21 protein-coding genes are annotated in these 19,091 nt (G+C 62.5%); 17 read left to right on the top strand and 4 right to left on the bottom strand.

The window, feature by feature from the left end; translation table 11 throughout:
* Positions 1–57 precede the first annotated feature (57 nt).
* Complete coding sequence (locus NKI49_RS16600) at positions 58–1,254, top strand: GGDEF domain-containing protein (protein WP_352602943.1); 1,197 nt, start codon at positions 58–60, stop codon at positions 1,252–1,254.
* 147 nt (positions 1,255–1,401) lie between these two features.
* On the opposite strand, the gene NKI49_RS16595 is transcribed toward NKI49_RS16600, so the two are convergent.
* On the bottom strand, positions 1,402–1,764 hold the full coding sequence (locus NKI49_RS16595; RefSeq protein ID WP_352602941.1) for a hypothetical protein: 363 nt from the start codon (positions 1,762–1,764) through the stop codon (positions 1,402–1,404).
* Between the two features lie 226 nt (positions 1,765–1,990).
* Between NKI49_RS16595 and NKI49_RS16590 the strand changes: the two genes are divergently transcribed.
* The 6 genes from NKI49_RS16590 (at position 1,991) to NKI49_RS16565 (ending at position 6,594) form a co-directional block, all read left to right on the top strand.
* Positions 1,991–2,218, top strand: coding sequence for a hypothetical protein (locus NKI49_RS16590; RefSeq protein WP_352695686.1), 228 nt, complete (start codon positions 1,991–1,993; stop codon positions 2,216–2,218).
* Positions 2,219–2,382: 164 nt separating this feature from the next.
* Complete coding sequence (gene sdhC, locus NKI49_RS16585) at positions 2,383–2,802, top strand: succinate dehydrogenase, cytochrome b556 subunit (protein ID WP_352602937.1); 420 nt, start codon at positions 2,383–2,385, stop codon at positions 2,800–2,802.
* Positions 2,803–2,804: 2 nt separating this feature from the next.
* On the top strand, positions 2,805–3,200 hold the full coding sequence (gene sdhD / locus NKI49_RS16580) for a succinate dehydrogenase, hydrophobic membrane anchor protein (RefSeq protein ID WP_352602935.1): 396 nt from the start codon (positions 2,805–2,807) through the stop codon (positions 3,198–3,200).
* 1 nt (position 3,201) lies between these two features.
* The gene (gene sdhA / locus NKI49_RS16575; protein WP_352602933.1) at positions 3,202–5,037 is read left to right on the top strand and encodes a succinate dehydrogenase flavoprotein subunit; all 1,836 of its coding nucleotides are present in this window, start codon (positions 3,202–3,204) and stop codon (positions 5,035–5,037) included.
* 9 nt (positions 5,038–5,046) lie between these two features.
* Positions 5,047–5,826 (top strand): succinate dehydrogenase iron-sulfur subunit, encoded by a 780-nt coding sequence (locus NKI49_RS16570; protein ID WP_352602931.1) that lies wholly within the window; start codon positions 5,047–5,049, stop codon positions 5,824–5,826.
* A gap of 99 nt (positions 5,827–5,925) precedes the next feature.
* On the top strand, positions 5,926–6,594 hold the full coding sequence (locus NKI49_RS16565; protein WP_352602929.1) for a YceH family protein: 669 nt from the start codon (positions 5,926–5,928) through the stop codon (positions 6,592–6,594).
* Here NKI49_RS16565 and NKI49_RS16560 read toward each other — a convergent pair.
* Positions 6,544–6,969: an OsmC family protein gene (locus NKI49_RS16560; protein WP_352602927.1), complete on the bottom strand. Its 426-nt coding sequence runs from the start codon at positions 6,967–6,969 to the stop codon at positions 6,544–6,546. The two genes, NKI49_RS16565 and NKI49_RS16560, sit on opposite strands and share 51 nt — an antisense overlap.
* A 223-nt stretch (positions 6,970–7,192) precedes the next feature.
* Between NKI49_RS16560 and NKI49_RS16555 the strand changes: the two genes are divergently transcribed.
* The 3 genes from NKI49_RS16555 to NKI49_RS16545 all read left to right on the top strand — a co-directional run bounded on the left by NKI49_RS16555 (position 7,193) and on the right by NKI49_RS16545 (position 8,443).
* On the top strand, positions 7,193–7,408 hold the full coding sequence (locus NKI49_RS16555; protein ID WP_352602925.1) for a hypothetical protein: 216 nt from the start codon (positions 7,193–7,195) through the stop codon (positions 7,406–7,408).
* 2 nt (positions 7,409–7,410) lie between these two features.
* On the top strand, positions 7,411–7,767 hold the full coding sequence (locus tag NKI49_RS16550; protein WP_352602923.1) for a YciI family protein: 357 nt from the start codon (positions 7,411–7,413) through the stop codon (positions 7,765–7,767).
* A 148-nt stretch (positions 7,768–7,915) separates the two neighbouring features.
* Positions 7,916–8,443, top strand: coding sequence for a hypothetical protein (locus tag NKI49_RS16545; protein WP_352603066.1), 528 nt, complete (start codon positions 7,916–7,918; stop codon positions 8,441–8,443).
* 101 nt (positions 8,444–8,544) lie between these two features.
* Here the strand turns inward: NKI49_RS16545 and NKI49_RS16540 are convergent, their stop codons facing one another.
* Entirely contained in the window at positions 8,545–9,804 is a 1,260-nt protein-coding gene (locus NKI49_RS16540) for a ubiquinone biosynthesis hydroxylase (protein WP_352602921.1), read from the bottom strand.
* Positions 9,805–9,903: 99 nt separating this feature from the next.
* Here NKI49_RS16540 and tesB point away from each other — a divergent pair, with 99 nt between their 5' ends.
* The 4 genes from tesB to NKI49_RS16520 all read left to right on the top strand — a co-directional run bounded on the left by tesB (position 9,904) and on the right by NKI49_RS16520 (position 13,385).
* Positions 9,904–10,764: an acyl-CoA thioesterase II gene (gene tesB / locus NKI49_RS16535; RefSeq protein WP_352602919.1), complete on the top strand. Its 861-nt coding sequence runs from the start codon at positions 9,904–9,906 to the stop codon at positions 10,762–10,764.
* A 306-nt stretch (positions 10,765–11,070) separates the two neighbouring features.
* Entirely contained in the window at positions 11,071–11,409 is a 339-nt protein-coding gene (locus NKI49_RS16530) for a P-II family nitrogen regulator (protein WP_013528889.1), read from the top strand.
* Between the two features lie 49 nt (positions 11,410–11,458).
* Positions 11,459–12,784 (top strand): ammonium transporter, encoded by a 1,326-nt coding sequence (locus NKI49_RS16525; RefSeq protein WP_502899524.1) that lies wholly within the window; start codon positions 11,459–11,461, stop codon positions 12,782–12,784.
* Between the two features lie 325 nt (positions 12,785–13,109).
* A complete protein-coding gene (locus NKI49_RS16520) occupies positions 13,110–13,385 on the top strand; it encodes a hypothetical protein (protein WP_352602914.1) in 276 nt (91 codons plus the stop codon).
* 282 nt (positions 13,386–13,667) lie between these two features.
* Here NKI49_RS16520 and NKI49_RS16515 read toward each other — a convergent pair whose 3' ends face one another.
* Entirely contained in the window at positions 13,668–14,321 is a 654-nt protein-coding gene (locus tag NKI49_RS16515; RefSeq protein WP_352602912.1) for a DUF6338 family protein, read from the bottom strand.
* Positions 14,322–14,617: 296 nt separating this feature from the next.
* Here NKI49_RS16515 and NKI49_RS16510 point away from each other — a divergent pair, with 296 nt between their 5' ends.
* The 3 genes from NKI49_RS16510 (at position 14,618) to NKI49_RS16500 (ending at position 19,059) form a co-directional block, all read left to right on the top strand.
* A complete protein-coding gene (locus NKI49_RS16510; protein ID WP_352602910.1) occupies positions 14,618–17,287 on the top strand; it encodes a DNA translocase FtsK in 2,670 nt (889 codons plus the stop codon).
* Positions 17,288–17,420: 133 nt separating this feature from the next.
* Complete coding sequence (locus NKI49_RS16505; RefSeq protein ID WP_352603064.1) at positions 17,421–18,101, top strand: outer membrane lipoprotein carrier protein LolA; 681 nt, start codon at positions 17,421–17,423, stop codon at positions 18,099–18,101.
* 151 nt (positions 18,102–18,252) lie between these two features.
* The gene (locus tag NKI49_RS16500) at positions 18,253–19,059 is read left to right on the top strand and encodes an exodeoxyribonuclease III (RefSeq protein ID WP_352602908.1); all 807 of its coding nucleotides are present in this window, start codon (positions 18,253–18,255) and stop codon (positions 19,057–19,059) included.
* Positions 19,060–19,091 lie beyond the last annotated feature (32 nt).

Genomic DNA, 19,091 nt, shown 5'->3' with positions numbered 1-19,091 from the left:
GGCGTTAACATCTTTTTCGCCCGTCGATGTTAGGTGAGACGCGGGGTGCGAAAAGACATGAGCGGTGCCAACTTCATCCTGCTGATCAACCTGTCGGTCGCCGGCCTGCTGGCGGCGTCCTTCATGGCTGTTGCGTTCCAGGATGCCAGCCGCGTGCCTGCGCGGTGGCTGGCCTTCGGCTATCTCCTGGGCATGGCCTATTTCGCCATCGAATTCAGCATTCCAGCTTTCGACAATGCACGGCCCGTGGTCGTTGCCGCCTTCGCGGTGTTCCTTGGCGCCACAATTGCCTTCAATGGCGGGCTTGCGCGCAAATACGGCATGGCCCCGCCGTGGGCACCGATGCTGTTCTTTCTGTTGGCCGCCACCATTGCAGTCTATTTCGTGCAGGATCTGCCGCGCCAGTCGCTGGCCCGCATGATGGCCTACCAGCTTCCCTATGCCGCCATGCAGGTCGTCGGACTGGCCATCGTCTGTTCATCCAGGCAAAGGCGCGGCCGGCTCGACCGCATTTTGATGGCCGTGCTGGCCGCCAGCAGTGCCCAGTTTGCCTCAAAGCCGTTCATAGCGCACGCGCTGGGCGGCTGGGGCGGTAACCCACAGGCCTATCTGCAAAGCAGTTACGCGCTGGTCTCGCAGTCGCTGGGCACCGTCTTCGGCCTGGCGCTGGCGCTGCTGATGCTGGCCATACTGGTTCGCGACGTGCTCGCCGAAGTGATGTCGAAGTCGGAGATGGACACGCTTTCCGGGTTGCTCAACCGCGGCGGTTTCGCGCGCCATGCCGAGCTGGCAATGCTTGGCGCCACGCGGCAATGCGTGCCGGTCACCCTGGTCATCGCCGATCTCGATCATTTCAAGAGCGTCAACGACAGCTTTGGCCATGCCTCCGGCGACCGGGTCATCGAGACCTTCGCCGGCCTGCTGCGCGAGGCCGCCGCCGGCCACCAAGTCACGGGCCGTATCGGTGGCGAAGAGTTCGCCATTATCCTGCCGGGAACCAACCTTGCCGCCGCCCGGCTGTTCGCCGAGGGAACACGCAGTGCCTTCGGCACATTGCCCATCGACGGGCTGCCGCTCGACAATCGCTGCACGGCAAGCTTCGGCGTCGCCGAACTCCATGCCGGCGAGAATTTTTCCGACCTCATGCGGCGCGCGGATGACGCGCTCTACCAGGCGAAGAATCGCGGGCGCGACTGCGTTCGCGTTTCCACCGGACCTGCCGCCCGCGAGATCACGGCTGCAAACACCCGATAGAAAAGCCTTCGACGTTGAACCGCGCCAGAGCGCTTCACCTGTTCACGGCAACGCCGAGCCGCTCCATCTCTTTGTTCTACGCAATTCCCTTGGGAAAGCGCTACGCGCTTTTCCCGGGAAAACCGTCTCACACTTCCTGGAATTGCTCTAGCGGCAGGGACTGAGGTCCGGCATCTCGCCGTCGGAAAGCCCGTACATGTAGCTGCGCCCCTTGACGAACACCGGCGGGCGGTAGCAATCGCCGTAACCCGATATCTCGTCGGCTTCGTTCTCGTAGATCACCTTGGGCTGGCCGGCACCGGTATAGTCGGACAGCTGCTTGGCCAGCCTGCCTTCGCCGACGAGGATGCGTTTGTAGCCGGCGGCGCTGTCGATGACGAGATTGCCGAAAGAATCGGCGTAGACCCGGTCCTGATGGCGCGCTCCGGCGAGCGCGGGTGCCGCCAGGCCCGCGACCGAAGCCGCCACTATGAGCGCCGCAAGGCGCGATCTGCCCGAATTCGAACGCATGGCGTCCTCCGTGTTAGGCCAAAGCGCGTCACGACGCGTTTCTGGTCCCTGGTTGGATGCATGTCGTTGGCCCAAAACCGCCGCCCTGCTTTTTGGGCGACATGCATGCCTCCTCGAATCGGAAATTAACCTTTTCTTAACCTTTGTTAAGAGGCTTGCGCGCCGCCCGGCGATGTCTTGACAAACATGGTTAATATTCGACTGGGGAAGCCCTTTTCGACCACCCTTGCCCGACGGGCGCCAGCAAGGATCTGCCGGCCCCGCCGCCAACCAGAACAGCCGTTTCGAGCGAGTGCATGACGCGATTGTGATCGATGGCGGCGAAGCGCTGGTGACGGAGGCTGGATCGACACCGATTACCTGGAACCGCCAGGCCGGAATGGCAGATGCCATGCACATGCTGCACTGCAGCGATATCGAGCCGGCTTCGGGCCGCCAGCCGCTAATCGATTGAAGCTCAAGCCTGCCTTTTAGTCAGACTAAATTACGTTTTCGAAACGGTTTTCCGGCTTTGACGCGGTGCAAAAAGAGCATTAGAAACCGGCTGTCCGAAGTCGCAACCGGAAGCGGTGATGCCGCATTTCCACCTGAGGCAGGAGACGCCGAACTGGGGGAGCCATGAGCAAATCACCAGCCACCCGCGATTTCGCCAGACGTGAACGGCCGCTTTCGCCGCACCTCACCGTGTACAGGCCGCCGATCACGATGACGATGTCGATCATCCATCGCATCACCGGTGGCGCGCTTTACTTCGGCACGCTGCTGGTCGCCGTCTGGCTGATGGCGGCGGCAAGCTCTCAGGCGACCTTCGATTGGGTCAATTGGGCGTTCGGCAGCTGGCTCGGCCGGCTTATCCTGTTCGGCTACACCTGGGCGCTGATGCATCACATGCTGGGCGGCGTGCGTCATCTGATCTGGGATACCGGCGCCGGCCTCGAGAAGCACACCGCCTCGAGAATAGCTTGGGCAACGCTGGTCGGCTCGATCCTGCTCACACTGCTGATCTGGATCGCCGGCTATATGGCGCGGGGAGCCTGACCATGAGCGCTGGCAAGACCGACATGCGCACGCCGCTGGCGAAGGTTCGCGGCCTGGGCTCCGCCCGCGAAGGGACCGGACATTTCTGGCGTCAGCGGCTGACGGCGATCGCCAACATCCCGCTCATCCTGTTCTTCGTCGGATTCCTGATCGCGCTCAACGGCACCGGCTACGTCCAGGTTCGGGCAGCGCTTGCCAATCCCTTGGTGGCTCTGGTGCTGGCCTTGGTGCTGGTCTCCGGTCTCACCCATATGCGGATCGGCATGCAGGCGATCATCGAGGACTACGTGCACGGCGAAGGCACGAAGCTGGCGCTGATCGCGCTCAATACATTTTTCACGGTAGCGGTCGGCGTCGCCTCGATCTTCGCCCTGCTCAAACTGGCATTCGGAGGCTGAGTTGGCCAAGGACGCGAAATCAGCCAACACGGCGGGCTATACCTTTGTCGACCACAAGTTCGACGTGGTGGTCGTCGGCGCCGGCGGTGCGGGCCTGCGTGCCACGCTTGGCATGGCCGAACAGGGCCTGCGCACCGCCTGCATCACCAAGGTGTTCCCGACGCGCTCGCACACGGTGGCCGCGCAAGGCGGCATCGCCGCTTCGCTTGCGAATATGGGGCCCGATAATTGGCAATGGCATCTCTTCGATACGGTCAAGGGTTCGGACTGGCTGGGCGATATCGACGCGCAGGAATACATGGTCCAGCAGGCGCCCGCCGCCGTCTACGAACTCGAACATTACGGCGTGCCATTCTCGCGCACCGAAGAGGGCAAGATCTACCAGCGGCCGTTCGGCGGCATGATGATGAATTTCGGCGAGGGTCCGCCTGTGCAACGCACATGCGCCGCCGCCGACCGGACCGGCCACGCCATGCTGCACACGCTCTACGGCCAGTCGCTGAAGAACAACGCGCAGTTCTTCATCGAGTATTTCGCGCTCGACCTGATCATGGAGCCGGACGGCACCTGCACGGGCGTCGTTGCCTGGAATCTGGATGACGGCACCATCCACCGCTTCTCGGCAAAAATGGTGGTGCTGGCGACAGGCGGCTACGGCCGCGCCTATTTCTCGGCCACCTCGGCGCATACCTGCACCGGCGACGGCGGCGGGATGGCCGCTCGCGCCGGTTTTCCGCTGCAAGACATGGAGTTCGTGCAGTTCCACCCGACCGGCATCTACGGTGCCGGCTGCCTGATTACCGAAGGCGCGCGCGGCGAGGGCGGCTATCTCGTCAATTCCGAGGGTGAGCGCTTCATGGAGCGCTATGCGCCGTCGGCCAAGGACCTTGCTTCACGCGATGTGGTGTCGCGCTGCATGACGCTGGAAATACGCGAAGGCCGCGGCGTCGGCCCGAAGAAGGACCACATCTTCCTGCATCTCGACCATCTCGACCCGGCCGTGCTGCACGAGCGGCTGCCCGGCATTTCGGAATCGGCCAAGATCTTCGCCGGCGTCGACCTGACCAAGGAGCCGATCCCGGTGCTGCCGACGGTGCATTACAACATGGGCGGCGTGCCGACCAATTATTGGGGCGAGGCGCTCAGTCCGACGCCGGAAGCCCCCGACCGGGTATCGCCAGGGCTGATGGCGGTGGGCGAGGCGAGCTGCGCCTCCGTGCATGGCGCCAACCGGCTGGGCTCCAACTCGCTGATCGATCTCGTCGTGTTCGGCCGCGCGGCGGCGATTCGCGCCGGCCAGGTCATCGACCGCAAATCGCAGATCCCGTCACCCAACGAAGCCTCGGTAGAAAAGATCATGGACCGCTTCGACCGGCTGCGCCACGCCAATGGCTCGACGCCGACGGCAAGCCTGCGCGAGAAGATGCAGAAGGCGATGCAGGACGACGCGGCGGTGTTCCGCACGCAGGAATCGCTGGAAAACGGCTGCAAGCGCGTTTCGGAAATCTGGACCGACCTGAAGGACGTAAAGGTCTTCGACCGCTCGATGATCTGGAACTCCGACCTGGTGGAGACGCTGGAGCTGGAAAACCTGATGGCCAACGCCATCACCACGGTCTACAGCGCCGAGGCCCGCAAGGAGAGCCGTGGCGCGCATGCGCGCGAAGATTTCTCCGCCCGCGACGACGCCGGCTGGCGCAAGCACACGCTGGCCAGGGTGAGCGAAGACGGCAAGGTGACGCTCTCCTATCGCCCGGTGCACACCGAGCCGCAGCTGGCGGAAAAGGACGGCGGCATCAGCCTCGCCAAGATCGCGCCCAAGGCCCGGGTGTATTGAGGATCGAACATGGTCGAACTGACGCTCCCCAAGAACTCGAAAATCCAGCAAGGCAAGTCCTGGCCGAAGCCGGACGGCGCCACCAACCTGCGCGAATACCGCATCTACCGCTGGTCGCCGGACGATGACGAGAACCCGCGCATGGACACCTATTTCGTCGACATGGACGATTGCGGGCCGATGGTGCTCGACGCGCTGCTGTGGATCAAGAACAAGATCGACCCGACGCTGACCTTGCGCCGCTCCTGCCGCGAAGGCATTTGCGGTTCCTGCGCCATGAACATCGATGGCTCCAACACGCTTGCCTGCACCAAGGGCTGCGACGACATTTCCGGCGCCGTCAAGGTCTATCCGCTGCCACATATGCAAGTGGTCAAGGACCTGGTGCCCGACCTCACCAATTTCTACGCCCAGCACGCCTCGATCGAGCCGTGGCTGAAGACGGTGTCGCCGGAGCCGGCCAAGGAGTGGCTGCAGAGCCATGAGGACCGCGAGAAGCTCGACGGGCTCTACGAGTGCATATTGTGCGCCTGCTGCTCCACCTCGTGCCCGAGCTATTGGTGGAACGGCGACCGCTATCTGGGCCCGGCAACGCTGTTGCAGGCCTATCGCTGGCTGATCGATTCCCGGGACGAGGCCAAGGGCGAGCGGCTCGACAATCTCGAAGACCCGTTCCGGCTCTATCGTTGCCACACCATCATGAACTGCGCGCAGACCTGCCCCAAGGGGCTGAATCCGGCAAAGGCGATCGCAGAGATCAAGAAGATGATGGTGGAGAGAAGGGTTTAGCGACAGGCAACTGACGATGGGCGGAAGGCTTCGGTAACCTTGAGGCATTGCGGCAGTGTACGCAGAAAACCGATTTCTTGGAGTTGAGTAGCCGATCCAATGAGTGATGACCTTCCTATCCTTTCCCCCATCGAAGCCCGCGTGCTCGGCTGCCTGATCGAGAAGAAGGAGCTGACGCCGGACGTCTACCCAATGACGCTCAATGGCGCGCATGCCGCGGCCAACCAGAAGACGGCGCGCGAGCCGGTGATGTCGGTCGAGCTTGTCGAGGTCAGGCGGGCGCTGAGCCAGCTCGAGCAGAAGGGTCTGGTCCGGCAGGCCTTCGCTTCGCGCGTCGAGCGCTACGAGCATCTGGTGGCACAGCGTTTCTCACTGACTTCGGCTCAGATCGCGCTGATCGGCCTGATGCTGTTGCGCGGACCGCAGACGGCGCATGAACTGCTGGCGCGGGCCGAGCGCATGGCACGGTTTTCGTCGATCGACGCGCTGCGCACCGATCTCGACCTGCTGATCGGCCGCAAACCGCCGCTGGTCATGCTGATCGAGCGCGGACCCGGCCAGCGCGAGGAGCGCTTCATGCACCTGCTGAGCGGGACACCACAGATCGCGACTAACGCCATGCACCATATCCCGCCGGCCGCCTCGCCTGGCTGCGCGAGCGCATCGAGGCGCTCACCGGCGAAGCGCGCACCTAATCTTTCGTTTGAAGAGGCCTCTTCAGCCCAGCTTGGCGTCGAGCGACACCTTGATGGCGCCGAGCGCCTTTGAGACCGGGCACTCGGCCTTGGCCTTCTCGGCCAATTCCTTGAACTTGGCCGCATCGATGCCGGGCACCTTGCCGACCAGCGTAATGGCGCTGCCGGTGATGCCGGTGCCGGGAACCAGTGTCACCACGGCCTTGGCGTCGAGTTCGGTGGCGGGCGTGCCGTTCTCGGCCAGGAAGTGCGAAAGCTGCATGGCGTAGCAGCCGGCATGCGCAGCGGCGATCAGCTCTTCCGGATTGGTGCCGGATTTGCCGCTCTCGTCCTCGAAGCGCGCCTTGAACGAATAGGGCGTGCCCTTCAGCGTCCCGCTCTGGCTGTCGATCGTGCCGTTGCCCTCTTTCAAATTGCCTTTCCAGACGGCATTTGCGGTGCGGTCCATGAAGTCCTCCTTGGTTGTCGTGACTTTGTCCTGGGTGAGCCCGGCGTCCGGTCAACTATAGCGCGCGCGGACACGAAGGCCACCGCGCTCTTTGGGCAACCGCATGATGTCGCGGCGGCGGCCCCAATTTCTTTAAAAAAATGCGGGTGCAAAAATGTCGACTTCGATCCGCCCCGGCCGTCCTGCGGGCGGCCACGCTAGTGATGGCCGGATGGAGGCTCGTATGAACAACCTGTTTTCTGCTCATTGGACAAGCACCGGCCGAAAGGCCGGTGAACGCGAAACCGACTGGTCGCACCTGCCGCCCTCCGGCTTCGGCCGGCTGCTGGTGGCGATCGTCGTCATCGGGATTGCGGTATGCCTTCTCGATCATGCGGACAAAGGCCCGGCTGACAGCTTGATCGCCTCATCCTATGTTTCGTCATCACAAGGGATATAGACATGAAATATGTTTGCCTGGTCTACGGCGAGGAAAAAGACCTCCATGCGATGACACCGGAGCGATTGGCCAAGCTCGACGCCGATTCGATGGCTCATGACCGGTCACTGGACCAACGCGGGATACTGATCATCGCGCAGGCGCTGCAATCGGTGAAAACGTCGAAAACCGTGCGCAGACGCAAGGGCAAGAGGCTGGTTACCGACGGCCCGTTCGCCGAGACCAAGGAGCAGTTGCTCGGTTTCGTCATGATCGAGGCGGAGGATCTCGACAAGGCGCTGGAGATCGCCGACGAGATTCCGCTGGCTGAAATCGGCACCATCGAAGTGCGGGCGATCTACAACGTGCCGGGATCATAGACGTGTTTTGTGCCTCGCCGTTTGCGACGGCGCCGCCGCGCCGGAGCGCTGACGGAGCGAGGCGAGGTTTCTTCGCCGGGAGAACTCTTGCGTGTTGAAGCACGGCAAGAGTTCTCCTATCGTCGCCGGGGCTTTGGGGGATTTCGACATGCCTTTCCTGATTGCTGTCCTTGGCATCGTGGGAGCGGCGGCGTTGTGGTGGTATCGGATGAAGGCCATGAACGAGGCCGCGCGTGACGTCGCCGACGTCATCGGCCGGGTCCAGGGCTCCGTGCGCCGCAAGAAACTGCGCAGGCAGGCGGCCCTGTCGCCGCTGACGGCGATCGACGATCCGGTGGTGGCCGCTGCGACGCTGATCGCATCCATCGTCTCCGAAGATGGGCCGATCCTGCCACAGCGCGAAGCCGTCATCCGCGCTGTGATCTCCGAGATCGCCGACAAGAAGAAGACCGACGAAGCGGTGATCTACGCCAAATGGGCGGCCTCACAGATCGATGACACGACTGTCGTCATCGACAAGCTGGCGCCGTTCCTGCGCCAGCGTCTCGATGTGGCCGAGCGGAACGATCTCCTGCGGATGGTCAATCGCGCGGCCCAGGGCGGAGAGAAACGCCTTGTTATATCCGATCAGAGAATATTGCGGCTGCGGCAGAAGCTCGGCTTCGAAGTGAATTGAGCGACAACACTCGGGGCGTTCAAACGCCGAACCGCGTTATCTCGTTCTTTTAGGTAACTCTAGACGGAGAACCGTTCACGCTCTTCCCGGCCGGGATTGCCTTAGATCGCCTCGCCTTTCAGCAGCCTGGGCGTCCCGGCGGAAAGTCCAGACGCCTGCCGGATGAAAAAATCCTTCAGCCTCGGCATCCGTTCGACGAGGCCAAGGCCGATGTCGCGTGCGGCCCGCAGCGGACCGATGTCGTTGGAAAACAAACGGTTCAGCACATCGGTGGTGATGCCCATCTGTACCGTGTCGAAACGGCGCCACTGCTGGTAGCGTTCGAGCACGTCGAGCGCGCCGATGTCCTGGCCGAGCCGGTCGGCCTCGACGATCACTTCAGCCAAAGCGGCGACATCCTTGAAGCCGAGGTTAAGGCCCTGGCCGGCGATCGGGTGGATGCCGTGGGCGGCGTCGCCGGCAAGCGCGATGCGCGGCGCGACGAAGGCGCGGGCAAGGGTCAGGCCGAGCGGCCAGGCGCGCGGTTTGTCGGCGACCCGTATCTCGCCGAGCTTCAGGCCGAAGCGCTGTTCAAGTTCGTGCTCGAAGACGAGATCGTCGCCTTCCACGAGCGTTTTCGCATCTTCCGCGCGTTCGACCCAGACGATCGACGAGCGGTTGGTGCCGTCATCGTCCGGTTTGAGCGGCAGCGTGGCAAAGGGGCCGGCGGGGAGGAAATGCTCCTCGGCGCGGCCATTGTGCGGACGTTCATGCGCCACGGTGCAGACGATGCCGGACTGCCCATATTCCCACTTCACGGTCTTGATGCCGGCCATGTCGCGCAGCTTCGAGTTGACGCCGTCGGCGGCGACCAGCAGCCTTGCCTTCAGCGTCGCACCGTCGGCAAGATGCATTGTGATGCCGGTGCCGTTGGTCTCGAAGCTTTGCACCGCGACGCCTTCGATGATGTCGATGCCGAGTTTTTCGGCGCTGGCCCGCAAGGCGCCGTTCAAGACCTTGTTGGCAACCATATGCGCGAAAGGTTCGCCCGGCGCCACCTCGCCGTCGAACGTCAGGAAGACCGGACGGACCGGATCGGCGCTGCGCGAATCGGTGATGATCATCTCGGTGATCGCCTGTGCCTGCGGCGCCATCTCGGCCCACACGCCGAGTTGGTCGAGCATGCGGCAGGCGGCCGCGGCAATGGCGGAAGCGCGGCCATCCCTTTGCCAGGCGCCAGCGGGCGCGGCATCGACAAGGGCGACGGCAAGGCCCGGCCGGGCCTGCTTCAGCGAGACGGCGGCGGCGAGGCCGACATAGCCTGCGCCAGCGACGAGAACATCGAGCCCGGATCTGGTCTTGGCGTCCGTCTTGCGTTCCATTGTCGTTGCTCCTTGCGCGCCAGCCTGGGCCTGCGCCCTTGACGGCTCGTTGTTCCTGTCGGAAACCGCCATAGCAATTTTGAGGCGAGGTCACAAAACATGACGGCGGCCATGGACGAGCTTCTCGGCATTCTCGACCTCGAGAGGCTGGAGCACAATCTGTATCGTGGTCGCAGCCCCCAGGTGGAATGGCAGCGCGTTTTCGGCGGCCAGACCATCGCCCAGGCCCTGGTTGCGGCGCAACGCACCGTACAGCCCGACCGGTTCGTGCATTCGCTGCACGGCTATTTCATGCGGCCCGGCGATATCAAGGTGCCGATCGTCTATGAGGTCGACCGCATCCGCGATGGTGGCTCCTTCACCACCCGCCGCGTGCTGGCGATCCAGCACGGGCAGGCGATCTTTTCGCTGGAAGCCTCGTTCCAGGTCGACGAAAAGGGGCTCGAACATCAGTTCGCCCTGCCCGACGACGTGCCACCGCCGGAAGGCTTGCAGACGCAGCGGCAGCTGCTCGAGAAGGCCGAGCGGGTACCGGAGGCGGTGCGCCGCTTCTGGGCGCGGGAGCGGCCACTGGAGCTCAGGCCGGTCAATCTCCAGCACTATGAAAGCCGTGATAAGCTGCCGCCCCGGCAGAATGTCTGGATCCGCCTTGCCGGACCGGTTCCGGACGACCGCGCGCTGCAATCGGCGCTGCTCGCCTATCTCTCGGACATGACGCTGCTCGACACGTCGACCTTCGCGCATGGGCGCGGGCTGTTCGACCCCGATATCCAGGCGGCCAGCCTTGACCACTCCATGTGGTTCCATCGGCCGCATGCGCTCGACGGCTGGCTGCTCTATGCGCAGGACAGCCCGTCGAGCTCGGGATCGCGTGGTTTCAGCCGCGGCACTCTCTATGCGCGCGACGGCACGCTGATCGCCTCGATGGCGCAGGAAGGGCTGATCCGGCTCCGGCGCTGAGGCGGCCCAGGATGGAGATTGTTCGCCGCAGCTCCTTGTTTGAGCACGAGCGTTTTGAGATCCCAGCCCGGACGCCCGTAAAATGGGCGTTTTTTAAAAATTGCATCTTTTTTAGGCAACTGCCTGGCCGCTGATCCAGACATCTGATGGCTGCAGCGGCATCAAATCCATTGTTTACAATCAGTTAACACCCTGCCTCGGCAATTGGCACGGAGCTTGAATTGTGCCGGGCACTCTCCGGCTCTCCTTGGGATCGGTGAAGTCGTGCAAACGCGGGGGACCGCAACAGCAAAAGGGTGAAACCTTATGAAAATCGTGATGGCAATCATCAAGCCGTTCAAGCTCGACGAGGTACGCGAGGCGCTTACCGCAGTCGGCATCCAGGGCCTGACCGTCACCGAAGTCAAAGGCTACGGGCGTCAGAAAGGGCATACGGAAATCTATCGCGGGGCGGAATACGCGGTCAGTTTCCTGCCAAAGATCAAGATCGAGGTCGCGGTCAGCGCGGACATGGTCGACAAGGCCGTGGAAGCCATCACCGCTGCCGCCAAGACCGGCCAGATCGGCGACGGCAAGATCTTCGTCTTCGGCATCGACCAGGCGGTGCGCATCCGCACCGGCGAAACAGACACCGACGCGCTTTGAGCGGCGAACACGTATTCCAATGGAGAGTTCAATGAATATTCCTTCCACCTTGAAGACGACGGGACGCGCCGCCCTTTTGGGCTCGCTCGCTCTCGCAGCGTTGGGCACGGTCGCCGCCTTCGCGCAGGAAGCGGCGCCGGCCGCGGCCGCTCCGGCCCCCACTCCGGTGCTCGACACCGGCAACACCGCCTGGATGCTGACCTCGACGGCGTTGGTGCTGATGATGACCATCCCGGGCCTGGCGCTGTTCTACGGCGGCATGGTGCGCAACAAGAACGTGCTCGCCACCGTCATGCAGAGCTTTGCCATCACCTGCCTGGTGACGGTGCTGTGGTTCATGTTCGGCTACTCGCTGGCCTTCTCCGACGGCGGCGGCATGAACGCCTATCTCGGCGGTTTCTCGAAATTCTTCCATCAGGGCATCACCACCTCGACGCTGTGGGCGCCAGGCGTGGCGAACATTCCTGAATTCGTCTTCTCGATGTTCCAGATGACCTTCGCCATCATCACGCCTGCCCTCATCGCCGGCGCCTTCGCCGAGCGCATGAAGTTCTCGGCGCTGCTGATCTTCATGGCGCTATGGCTGCTGGTCGTCTATGCGCCGATCGCGCATTGGGTCTGGGGCGGCGGCTTCCTTGGCGCGGCCGGTGTGCTCGACTTCGCCGGCGGCACGGTCGTCCACATCAACGCCGGTGTCGCGGGTCTGGTCTGCGCGCTGGTTCTCGGCAAGCGCGAAGGCTACGGCACCACCAACATGGCGCCGCATAACCTGGTCTATTCGGTGATCGGCGCTTCGCTGCTGTGGGTCGGCTGGTTCGGCTTCAACGCCGGTTCGGAACTGGCGGCTGACGGTCTTGCCGGCGCCGCCATGCTCAACACCCAGGTAGCCACCGCCGCGGCGGCACTGGCCTGGATGTTCGCCGAATGGATCGTCGCCAAGAAACCCTCGGTCCTCGGCATCATCTCGGGCGCCGTTGCCGGTCTCGTCGCGGTGACGCCGGCTTCCGGCTTCGTCAACCCGACCGGCGCCTTCATCGTCGGCATCGTCGCCGGCGTCGGCTGCTACATCTCGGCGGTCAAGATCAAGCACATGTTCGGCTATGACGACTCGCTGGATGCGTTCGGCGTCCATGGCGTCGGCGGTGTGATCGGCGCTCTGCTGACCGGCGTGCTCGCCGACCCGGCGATCAACAGCCTCGGGGCGGGCGCTTCCATCGGCAAGCAGCTCTACGGCATTGTCTTCACCATCCTGTGGACGGCGATCGCCACCTTCGTGATCCTCTACATCGTCAAGGCGCTGGTCGGTTTGCGTCCGAGCACCCAGGAAGAGGTCGAAGGCCTCGACATCTCCCAGCATGGCGAAGTGGTGCCGTAAGGCCAGCTCTGCCTACGGGCCGGTGGACCCTCCTCCCACCGGCTCCCTATCTCTACGCAGTTCCGAACGGAAAACCGCTGCACACTTTTCCCGGAATCGCTTTGAAAAGATCCCGTCGTGATGCTCTCGAAAGGAGTTCACGCATTGAGGCCCGGATCATTCCGGACCTCTTTTTTGGCAAAACGTTCCGGCAATGCCGGCAGTCGGGCAATCACGTTCGCGTGATTGGCCTTTGGGAAGAAACATTCACCGCATCGGTTCCGAACTGTGAGCAACGACCGCCATTCCGGCGTTCGTTACGAACAACAGGGAAGGAACCGTTTTCATGAACTTCAGGACCATCTGCCTTGGGGCACTCGCTCTTTCCATGGTCGGCGGCGTGGCATTTGCCGGCGCTCTCGATGAGCCCGACAACATGGCGCCGTTCTTCACGGATACCAGCATGAAGACCATGAAGCCGATGGCGGAATTCAAGACCGCTTTCATGGCCATGCCGAAGGAGAAGCACGAAGCCATGAAGAAGGAATGCAACGACGCGGCGATGAGCAAGCCGCATGCCGAATTCTGCGCCAACGTCCAGGCGCTTGGCGGCGCCAACTGAGCCGAGGACGCGATCGGGCCGAAGCCTGATCGATTTCCTGTCACAAACGAATGATGGCGGGCAAGGTGCCCGCCATTGTTGTCAACATGGCGCCGTATGACCGCTCACTTCTTGGGCCAGCCAGATGCACTAGTAGCCGGTCTTTTAGGATTTGTGGGCGTAGGCGGGGCTGGACGATCTATGGAGCGCGGAGGCGGTGGATTTATACCGCCTTTGCGCTCGTACCCCTCTTCGAGTTTGATGCCGTAAGCACGGTTCTCAGAGGTCTTTGGCGGTACGGCTCTATGTGACATCAGCAATAGCCTCCGGGCGCATTGGTTGGATGGGGAACTCGATGTGGAGTCCCTCTGGGGCTCTGGCTATATATAATCTCGGAGGCGAAGATATCAGGTTGCCTTCAAAATCGTAAATGTCAACTTCGGACAGTACCAGTTCACGGAGTTTCTCGGTCTCTGAAAAAACCGATACCCAGCCCGAATAGACGACCCTATTCGCGAAATCGCGAATGTGGACAAACTGAACATCGGCAGAGTCCGAATTAAAAGTGAATTCCCAAACGTCCTCGTCGCCATATCGCTTGGTAGCGCGAACGCCTTGAAGGATGCGGGTCAAGATTTTGTAATTTACGGCGTAAAGCCAAATGATTGAGGCAGAAAATCCTATCAATATCGCCCAAAGGGTCTGGGTCACCATACCTCGGGTAAGGACATTCTTATCAGCCGCGTTGGCAAGGTCGATCATTTCAAAAGGTGCATTCAGCAACAGAAACAACATGTACGTTGCCGCATACGAGGTAAGGCCAAACAAGACCGCCCGAATACCGAACTCGAATTGGGATTGGTCTCTTTTGCTGCCATATGCGGAGTCGATCCTTGCCCAAAGGACGCCGGGCAGCAGCAAGATAGCGAGCTGAATAAAGAACAAACTTGGCGTCATTGTAAGCCTTCACGATATGTGAGTTTTAAACACCTATCACTTCGCGAATTGTTCGAATAGTTCTGTGGGAGACATGGTCGCTTTTTAAAAGCTCTGCGAATAAGAGACGTGAGATTGCCTTGAGCCGGGCACGCGGGAAGCGGCAAGAGCAGGCAAACTTCCTGAGTTGAAGATGTCCTCTTCGGCGGCCGCGCCCATGGTTAATGCGCCCTTAACCTTCCCGCCGCTAGTCTTGCCTCCGAATCTGCCGGAGTGCGCCATGCGCTCGGGCCAGGCAATCACTGACGGGGAAATGCATGCGTTCAGGGGCTTCAGCACCGCTCGCGCTGACCGATACGGGGCACGGCATCCAGGCTTTCGCGCGGCGCCAGGTCGGCCGGCTCGCGGGCGCCGGGCTGTTCGCTCTGACCGCCTTTGGCGTCGCCAGCCTGGCAACGTGGAACGTTGCCGATCCAAGCTTCTCGCACGCCACCAACAACATCGTCACCAACGCCATGGGTTATGCCGGCGCGGTCTTCTCCGACCTCGCCATGCAGTTCTTCGGTCTTGCCGCCGTCGCGGCGCTGGTTCCGGCTGTTATCTGGGGGTACCTCCTGTTTTCGGCGCGCGGCGTCGACAGGCTTCCCAAGCGCGGGCTGTTCTGGTTCGGCTTCGCGCTGCTGGCCGCCGCCATCGCCGGCTGCGTGGTGCCGCCCAAGACCTGGCCGCTGCCCACCGGCCTCGGCGGCGTGTTCGGCGACATGGTGCTCAGGATTCCGGGCCTTCTTACCGGCGGCTATCCGACCGGGCTGATCGCCAGCGTGCTCGCCATATTGATGGCCGCGCCGGCGCTGTGGCTGTTTGCCTACGGTTCGGCGCTGATCGGGCGCAAGAATGGCTTCGCCGTCATGGAAGAACCGGCCGTGCCCGAGCGGCGCGAGGACGACCTGTTGTTCGACAATGACGATGATGAAGGCAACGAGGGCATATTGGCGCTCGGCGCAATCACCCATTGGTGGCTGTCGCTGCGCGCCTGGATGCACCGCCGCGCCGTGCGCCGCAGGCAGGAGCGCGACGAATACGGGCCGGAGATGGAGCCGCGCGCCAGCGCCTGGCGCCGCGCCGCCGAACGGGTCGAGTCGGCCGAGTTCGCCGAGCAGCGGATGAGCCATGATGGCCGCGCCCGCGTCGAGCCTGAATTCTTCGCCGCCATGGTCAATGACCGCAGCGTTTCCGTCGATCCGGCCGATGACGACGTGTTCGGCGATCGCTTCGACACTGACGGGGAAGATGCCGACTTCGACGATGAACCAGTCGTCCAGCGCCGCGCCGCTCCGACCGCCAAGGTCCAGCAGTTCCGCTCCGATGCCGCCACCCGCGTCGAAGCGCCGGCGGCGCGCCCCGTGCCAGGCGCCCGCGTCCAGCGCGAAGCGCAGACATCGCTGATCGGTTCGGAGACATTCGAAATGCCGTCGCTGCATTTCCTCTCCGAGCCCAAGAACGTGGCGCGCGATCCCAGCCTGTCCAAGGATGCGCTCGAGCAGAACGCCCGCCTGCTCGAAGGCGTGCTGGAGGATTTCGGCGTCAAGGGCGAGATCATCCATGTCCGGCCGGGTCCGGTGGTCACGCTCTACGAACTCGAGCCCGCGCCGGGTATCAAATCGTCGCGCGTCATCGGCCTCTCCGACGACATCGCCCGCTCGATGAGCGCGATCGCCTGCCGCGTCGCCGTGGTGCCGGGCCGCAACGCCATCGGCATCGAACTGCCGAACGCCAAGCGCGAGACTGTGTATCTCCGAGAGATCATGGCCAGCCGCGATTTCGAGACCACCAAAGCCAAGCTGGCGCTGGCGCTAGGCAAGACCATCAATGGCGAGGCGGTCATCGTCGATATCGCCAAGATGCCGCACGTGCTGGTCGCCGGCACCACCGGCTCGGGCAAGTCGGTCGCCATCAACACCATGATCCTGTCGCTGCTCTACCGGCTGACGCCGCAGGAATGCCGGCTGATCATGATCGATCCGAAGATGCTGGAACTCTCGGTCTACGACGGCATCCCGCATCTTCTGACGCCCGTCGTCACCGATCCGAAGAAGGCGGTGGTGGCGCTGAAATGGACCGTGCGGGAGATGGAAGACCGCTATCGCAAGATGTCCAAGGTCGGCGTGCGCAACATCGACGGCTTCAACGCACGCGTCCAACTGGCGGAGAAGAAGGGCGAGAAGATTTCGCGCACCGTGCAGACCGGCTTCGATCGCCAGACTGGCGAGGCAATCTACGAGACGGAGGATCTCGATCTCGAGCCGATGCCCTATATCGTCGTCATCATCGACGAAATGGCCGACCTGATGATGGTCGCCGGCAAGGACATCGAAGGCGCGGTGCAACGCTTGGCACAGATGGCGCGCGCCGCCGGCATCCACGTCATCATGGCGACGCAACGGCCGTCGGTCGACGTCATCACCGGCACGATCAAGGCCAACTTCCCGACGCGCATCTCCTTCCAGGTGACGTCGAAGATCGACAGCCGCACCATCCTTGGCGAGCAGGGCGCCGAACAGCTGCTCGGCATGGGCGACATGCTCTACATGGCCGGCGGCGGCCGCATCCAGCGCGTGCACGGCCCGTTCGTCGCCGACGAAGAGGTCGAAAAGATCGTCGCGCATCTGAAGCTGCAAGGCGTGCCGGAATATCTCGATGCCATCACCGAGGATGACGACGAGGACGATGACGAACCGTCCGGCAAAGGCGGCGGCAGCGGCGGCGGTGGCAATTTCGAAGATTCCGACGACCCATACGACCAGGCGGTCGCCGTGGTGCTGCGCGACGGCAAGGCTTCCACCAGCTATATCCAGCGGCGGCTCGGCATCGGCTACAACCGCGCCGCCTCGATCATCGAGAAAATGGAGAAGGAAGGCATCGTCGGCCCGGCCAATCATGCCGGAAAGCGCGAGATCCTGGTGCCGACCGAAGACGACAAGTTCTGATGGTGAGGATGCGGCGGCAACTTTGAACCTTCTGGCGCGTTCAAGCGACGGCGCAGTGTTCGCCGCGCCAAATTTCAGCCCAACTGGGGGTTCAGGACAGCGGCAAATCAGGAATCAGATGAGAGTGACCGACATGAAAAATGATCTTTCCGCGCTCAGCGATTTTGCTCCCAGCCGGCGCCAGCTGCTTGGCCTCGGCCTGTCGCTTATGGGTGCCGCAGCTTTCAATGTGGCGCCTGGATTCCAGTTGCTGGCCTCGGCACAGGCGGCCGTCCCGCCGGCCGCGCAGAAGATCGCCGATCATTTTTCCTCGGTCAAATCGATGAGCGGCGAATTCGTGCAGTTCGGCCCCAAGGGCGAGCAGACCGGCGGCAAGTTCTTCCTGGAACGGCCGGGCAAGATCCGCTTCAACTATGACGGCGCGTCGAATTTCCGGGTGATCTCGGATGGCAAGTCGGTGGTCATCCTCAACAAGAGGCTCAACACATCCGATCTCTATCCGCTGTCGAAGACGCCGCTGAAGCTTTTGCTCGACGACCGGATCGACCTCTCCGGCGATCGTGTCAAAAGCGTCAAGCAGGAAGACGACCTCACCACCATCCAGCTCGCCGACAAATCGGTGTTCGGCAATTCGAAGATCACCATGATGTTCGATCCGAAATCCTACGAACTGCGCCAGTGGACGATCACCGACGCGCAGGGCAAGGACACCACGGTGATGATCTTCAACGTCAAGGAAGGCGTCAGCTTCGCCGCCGATACGTTCGCCATCGATTATGCAGCCAATCGCGAGCTGAATACCAAGACGAGATAGCTTTCCTCGATCTGGGGAAGCTTTTCGTGCAGCGTCAGCGCCGCCCGGCTGTCGCCATCGGGCGTGGCGCCGACTTCTGCAACTGTTGCAATGCTTGTCTTTATGGCGTGGGGCTGGCAGTAGTTCGGCGATCTTTCGCCGGACCCGCCAAATGCCCTTTTCCATTGCCTCCTGGAACATCAATTCCGTTCGCCTGCGCATGCCGATCGTCGAGCGCCTGCTCGATGAATACGCGCCGGATGTGCTCTGCCTGCAGGAAACAAAAGTTCCCGACGAGCTGTTCCCCGAAAAGGCCTTCCGCAAGCTCGGCTACGAGCACATCACGTTTCATGGCCAGAAGGGCTATCACGGCGTGGCGACGGTGGCGCGGCGGCCGATCGAGATGGTCGAGAAGCGCCGCTTCTGCGAGATCGAGGACAGCCGGCACCTGTCGGTGAGGGTGCAGGCCGGCGGCAAGGCGATCCTGCTGCACAATTTCTATGTTCCGGCGGGCGGCGACGAACCGGACCCCGAGATCAACAGGAAGTTCAGGCATAAGCTTGATTTCGTCGCCGAGATGAATGCCATCCGCGCCGAGCACGACGCGGTGTCCGCCTCGGTTCTGGTCGGCGACCTCAACATCGCGCCGCTCGAGCACGATGTCTGGTCGCACAAGCAATTGCTCAACGTGGTCAGCCATACGCCTGTCGAAACCGAAAATTTCGAGGCGATGCGGCTGGCCGGCGGCTGGGTCGACCTGATGCGGCTCAACGTGCCGCTTGAACAGAAGCTCTATACCTGGTGGAGCTATCGCGCGCAGGACTGGGAGGCATCGAACCGCGGCCGGCGGCTCGACCATGTCTGGTCATCGCCAAATCTGGTGCCTGATTTCGCAGGCTACGAGATCCTGCGCCCGGCGCGCGGCTGGGAAAGGCCGTCGGATCATGTGCCTGTCATAGCGCGGTTCGATCTGGATTAGGCGTACCCTTGGTTCGTCATTCTAGGGTCTGC

It is taken from the genome of Mesorhizobium sp. M0587 (assembly GCF_040320945.1).
Taxonomy (GTDB): Bacteria; Pseudomonadota; Alphaproteobacteria; order Rhizobiales; family Rhizobiaceae; genus Mesorhizobium.
This window is presented reverse-complemented; position numbering and strand designations above follow the sequence as displayed.

Excerpts from the sequence above, each read along its gene's own strand:
- NKI49_RS16600 (WP_352602943.1), top strand. The coding sequence starts at position 58 with ATGAGCGGTGCCAACTTCATCCTGCTGATCAACCTGTCGGTCGCCGGC.
- NKI49_RS16595 (WP_352602941.1), bottom strand. The coding sequence starts at position 1,764 with ATGCGTTCGAATTCGGGCAGATCGCGCCTTGCGGCGCTCATAGTGGCG.
- sdhC (WP_352602937.1), top strand. The coding sequence starts at position 2,383 with ATGAGCAAATCACCAGCCACCCGCGATTTCGCCAGACGTGAACGGCCG.
- sdhD (WP_352602935.1), top strand. The coding sequence starts at position 2,805 with ATGAGCGCTGGCAAGACCGACATGCGCACGCCGCTGGCGAAGGTTCGC.
- NKI49_RS16570 (WP_352602931.1), top strand. The coding sequence starts at position 5,047 with ATGGTCGAACTGACGCTCCCCAAGAACTCGAAAATCCAGCAAGGCAAG.
- NKI49_RS16565 (WP_352602929.1), top strand. The coding sequence starts at position 5,926 with ATGAGTGATGACCTTCCTATCCTTTCCCCCATCGAAGCCCGCGTGCTC.
- NKI49_RS16560 (WP_352602927.1), bottom strand. The coding sequence starts at position 6,969 with ATGGACCGCACCGCAAATGCCGTCTGGAAAGGCAATTTGAAAGAGGGC.
- NKI49_RS16555 (WP_352602925.1), top strand. The coding sequence starts at position 7,193 with ATGAACAACCTGTTTTCTGCTCATTGGACAAGCACCGGCCGAAAGGCC.
- NKI49_RS16550 (WP_352602923.1), top strand. The coding sequence starts at position 7,411 with ATGAAATATGTTTGCCTGGTCTACGGCGAGGAAAAAGACCTCCATGCG.
- NKI49_RS16545 (WP_352603066.1), top strand. The coding sequence starts at position 7,916 with ATGCCTTTCCTGATTGCTGTCCTTGGCATCGTGGGAGCGGCGGCGTTG.
- NKI49_RS16540 (WP_352602921.1), bottom strand. The coding sequence starts at position 9,804 with ATGGAACGCAAGACGGACGCCAAGACCAGATCCGGGCTCGATGTTCTC.
- tesB (WP_352602919.1), top strand. The coding sequence starts at position 9,904 with ATGACGGCGGCCATGGACGAGCTTCTCGGCATTCTCGACCTCGAGAGG.
- NKI49_RS16530 (WP_013528889.1), top strand. The coding sequence starts at position 11,071 with ATGAAAATCGTGATGGCAATCATCAAGCCGTTCAAGCTCGACGAGGTA.
- NKI49_RS16520 (WP_352602914.1), top strand. The coding sequence starts at position 13,110 with ATGAACTTCAGGACCATCTGCCTTGGGGCACTCGCTCTTTCCATGGTC.
- NKI49_RS16515 (WP_352602912.1), bottom strand. The coding sequence starts at position 14,321 with ATGACGCCAAGTTTGTTCTTTATTCAGCTCGCTATCTTGCTGCTGCCC.
- NKI49_RS16510 (WP_352602910.1), top strand. The coding sequence starts at position 14,618 with ATGCGTTCAGGGGCTTCAGCACCGCTCGCGCTGACCGATACGGGGCAC.
- NKI49_RS16505 (WP_352603064.1), top strand. The coding sequence starts at position 17,421 with ATGAAAAATGATCTTTCCGCGCTCAGCGATTTTGCTCCCAGCCGGCGC.
- NKI49_RS16500 (WP_352602908.1), top strand. The coding sequence starts at position 18,253 with ATGCCCTTTTCCATTGCCTCCTGGAACATCAATTCCGTTCGCCTGCGC.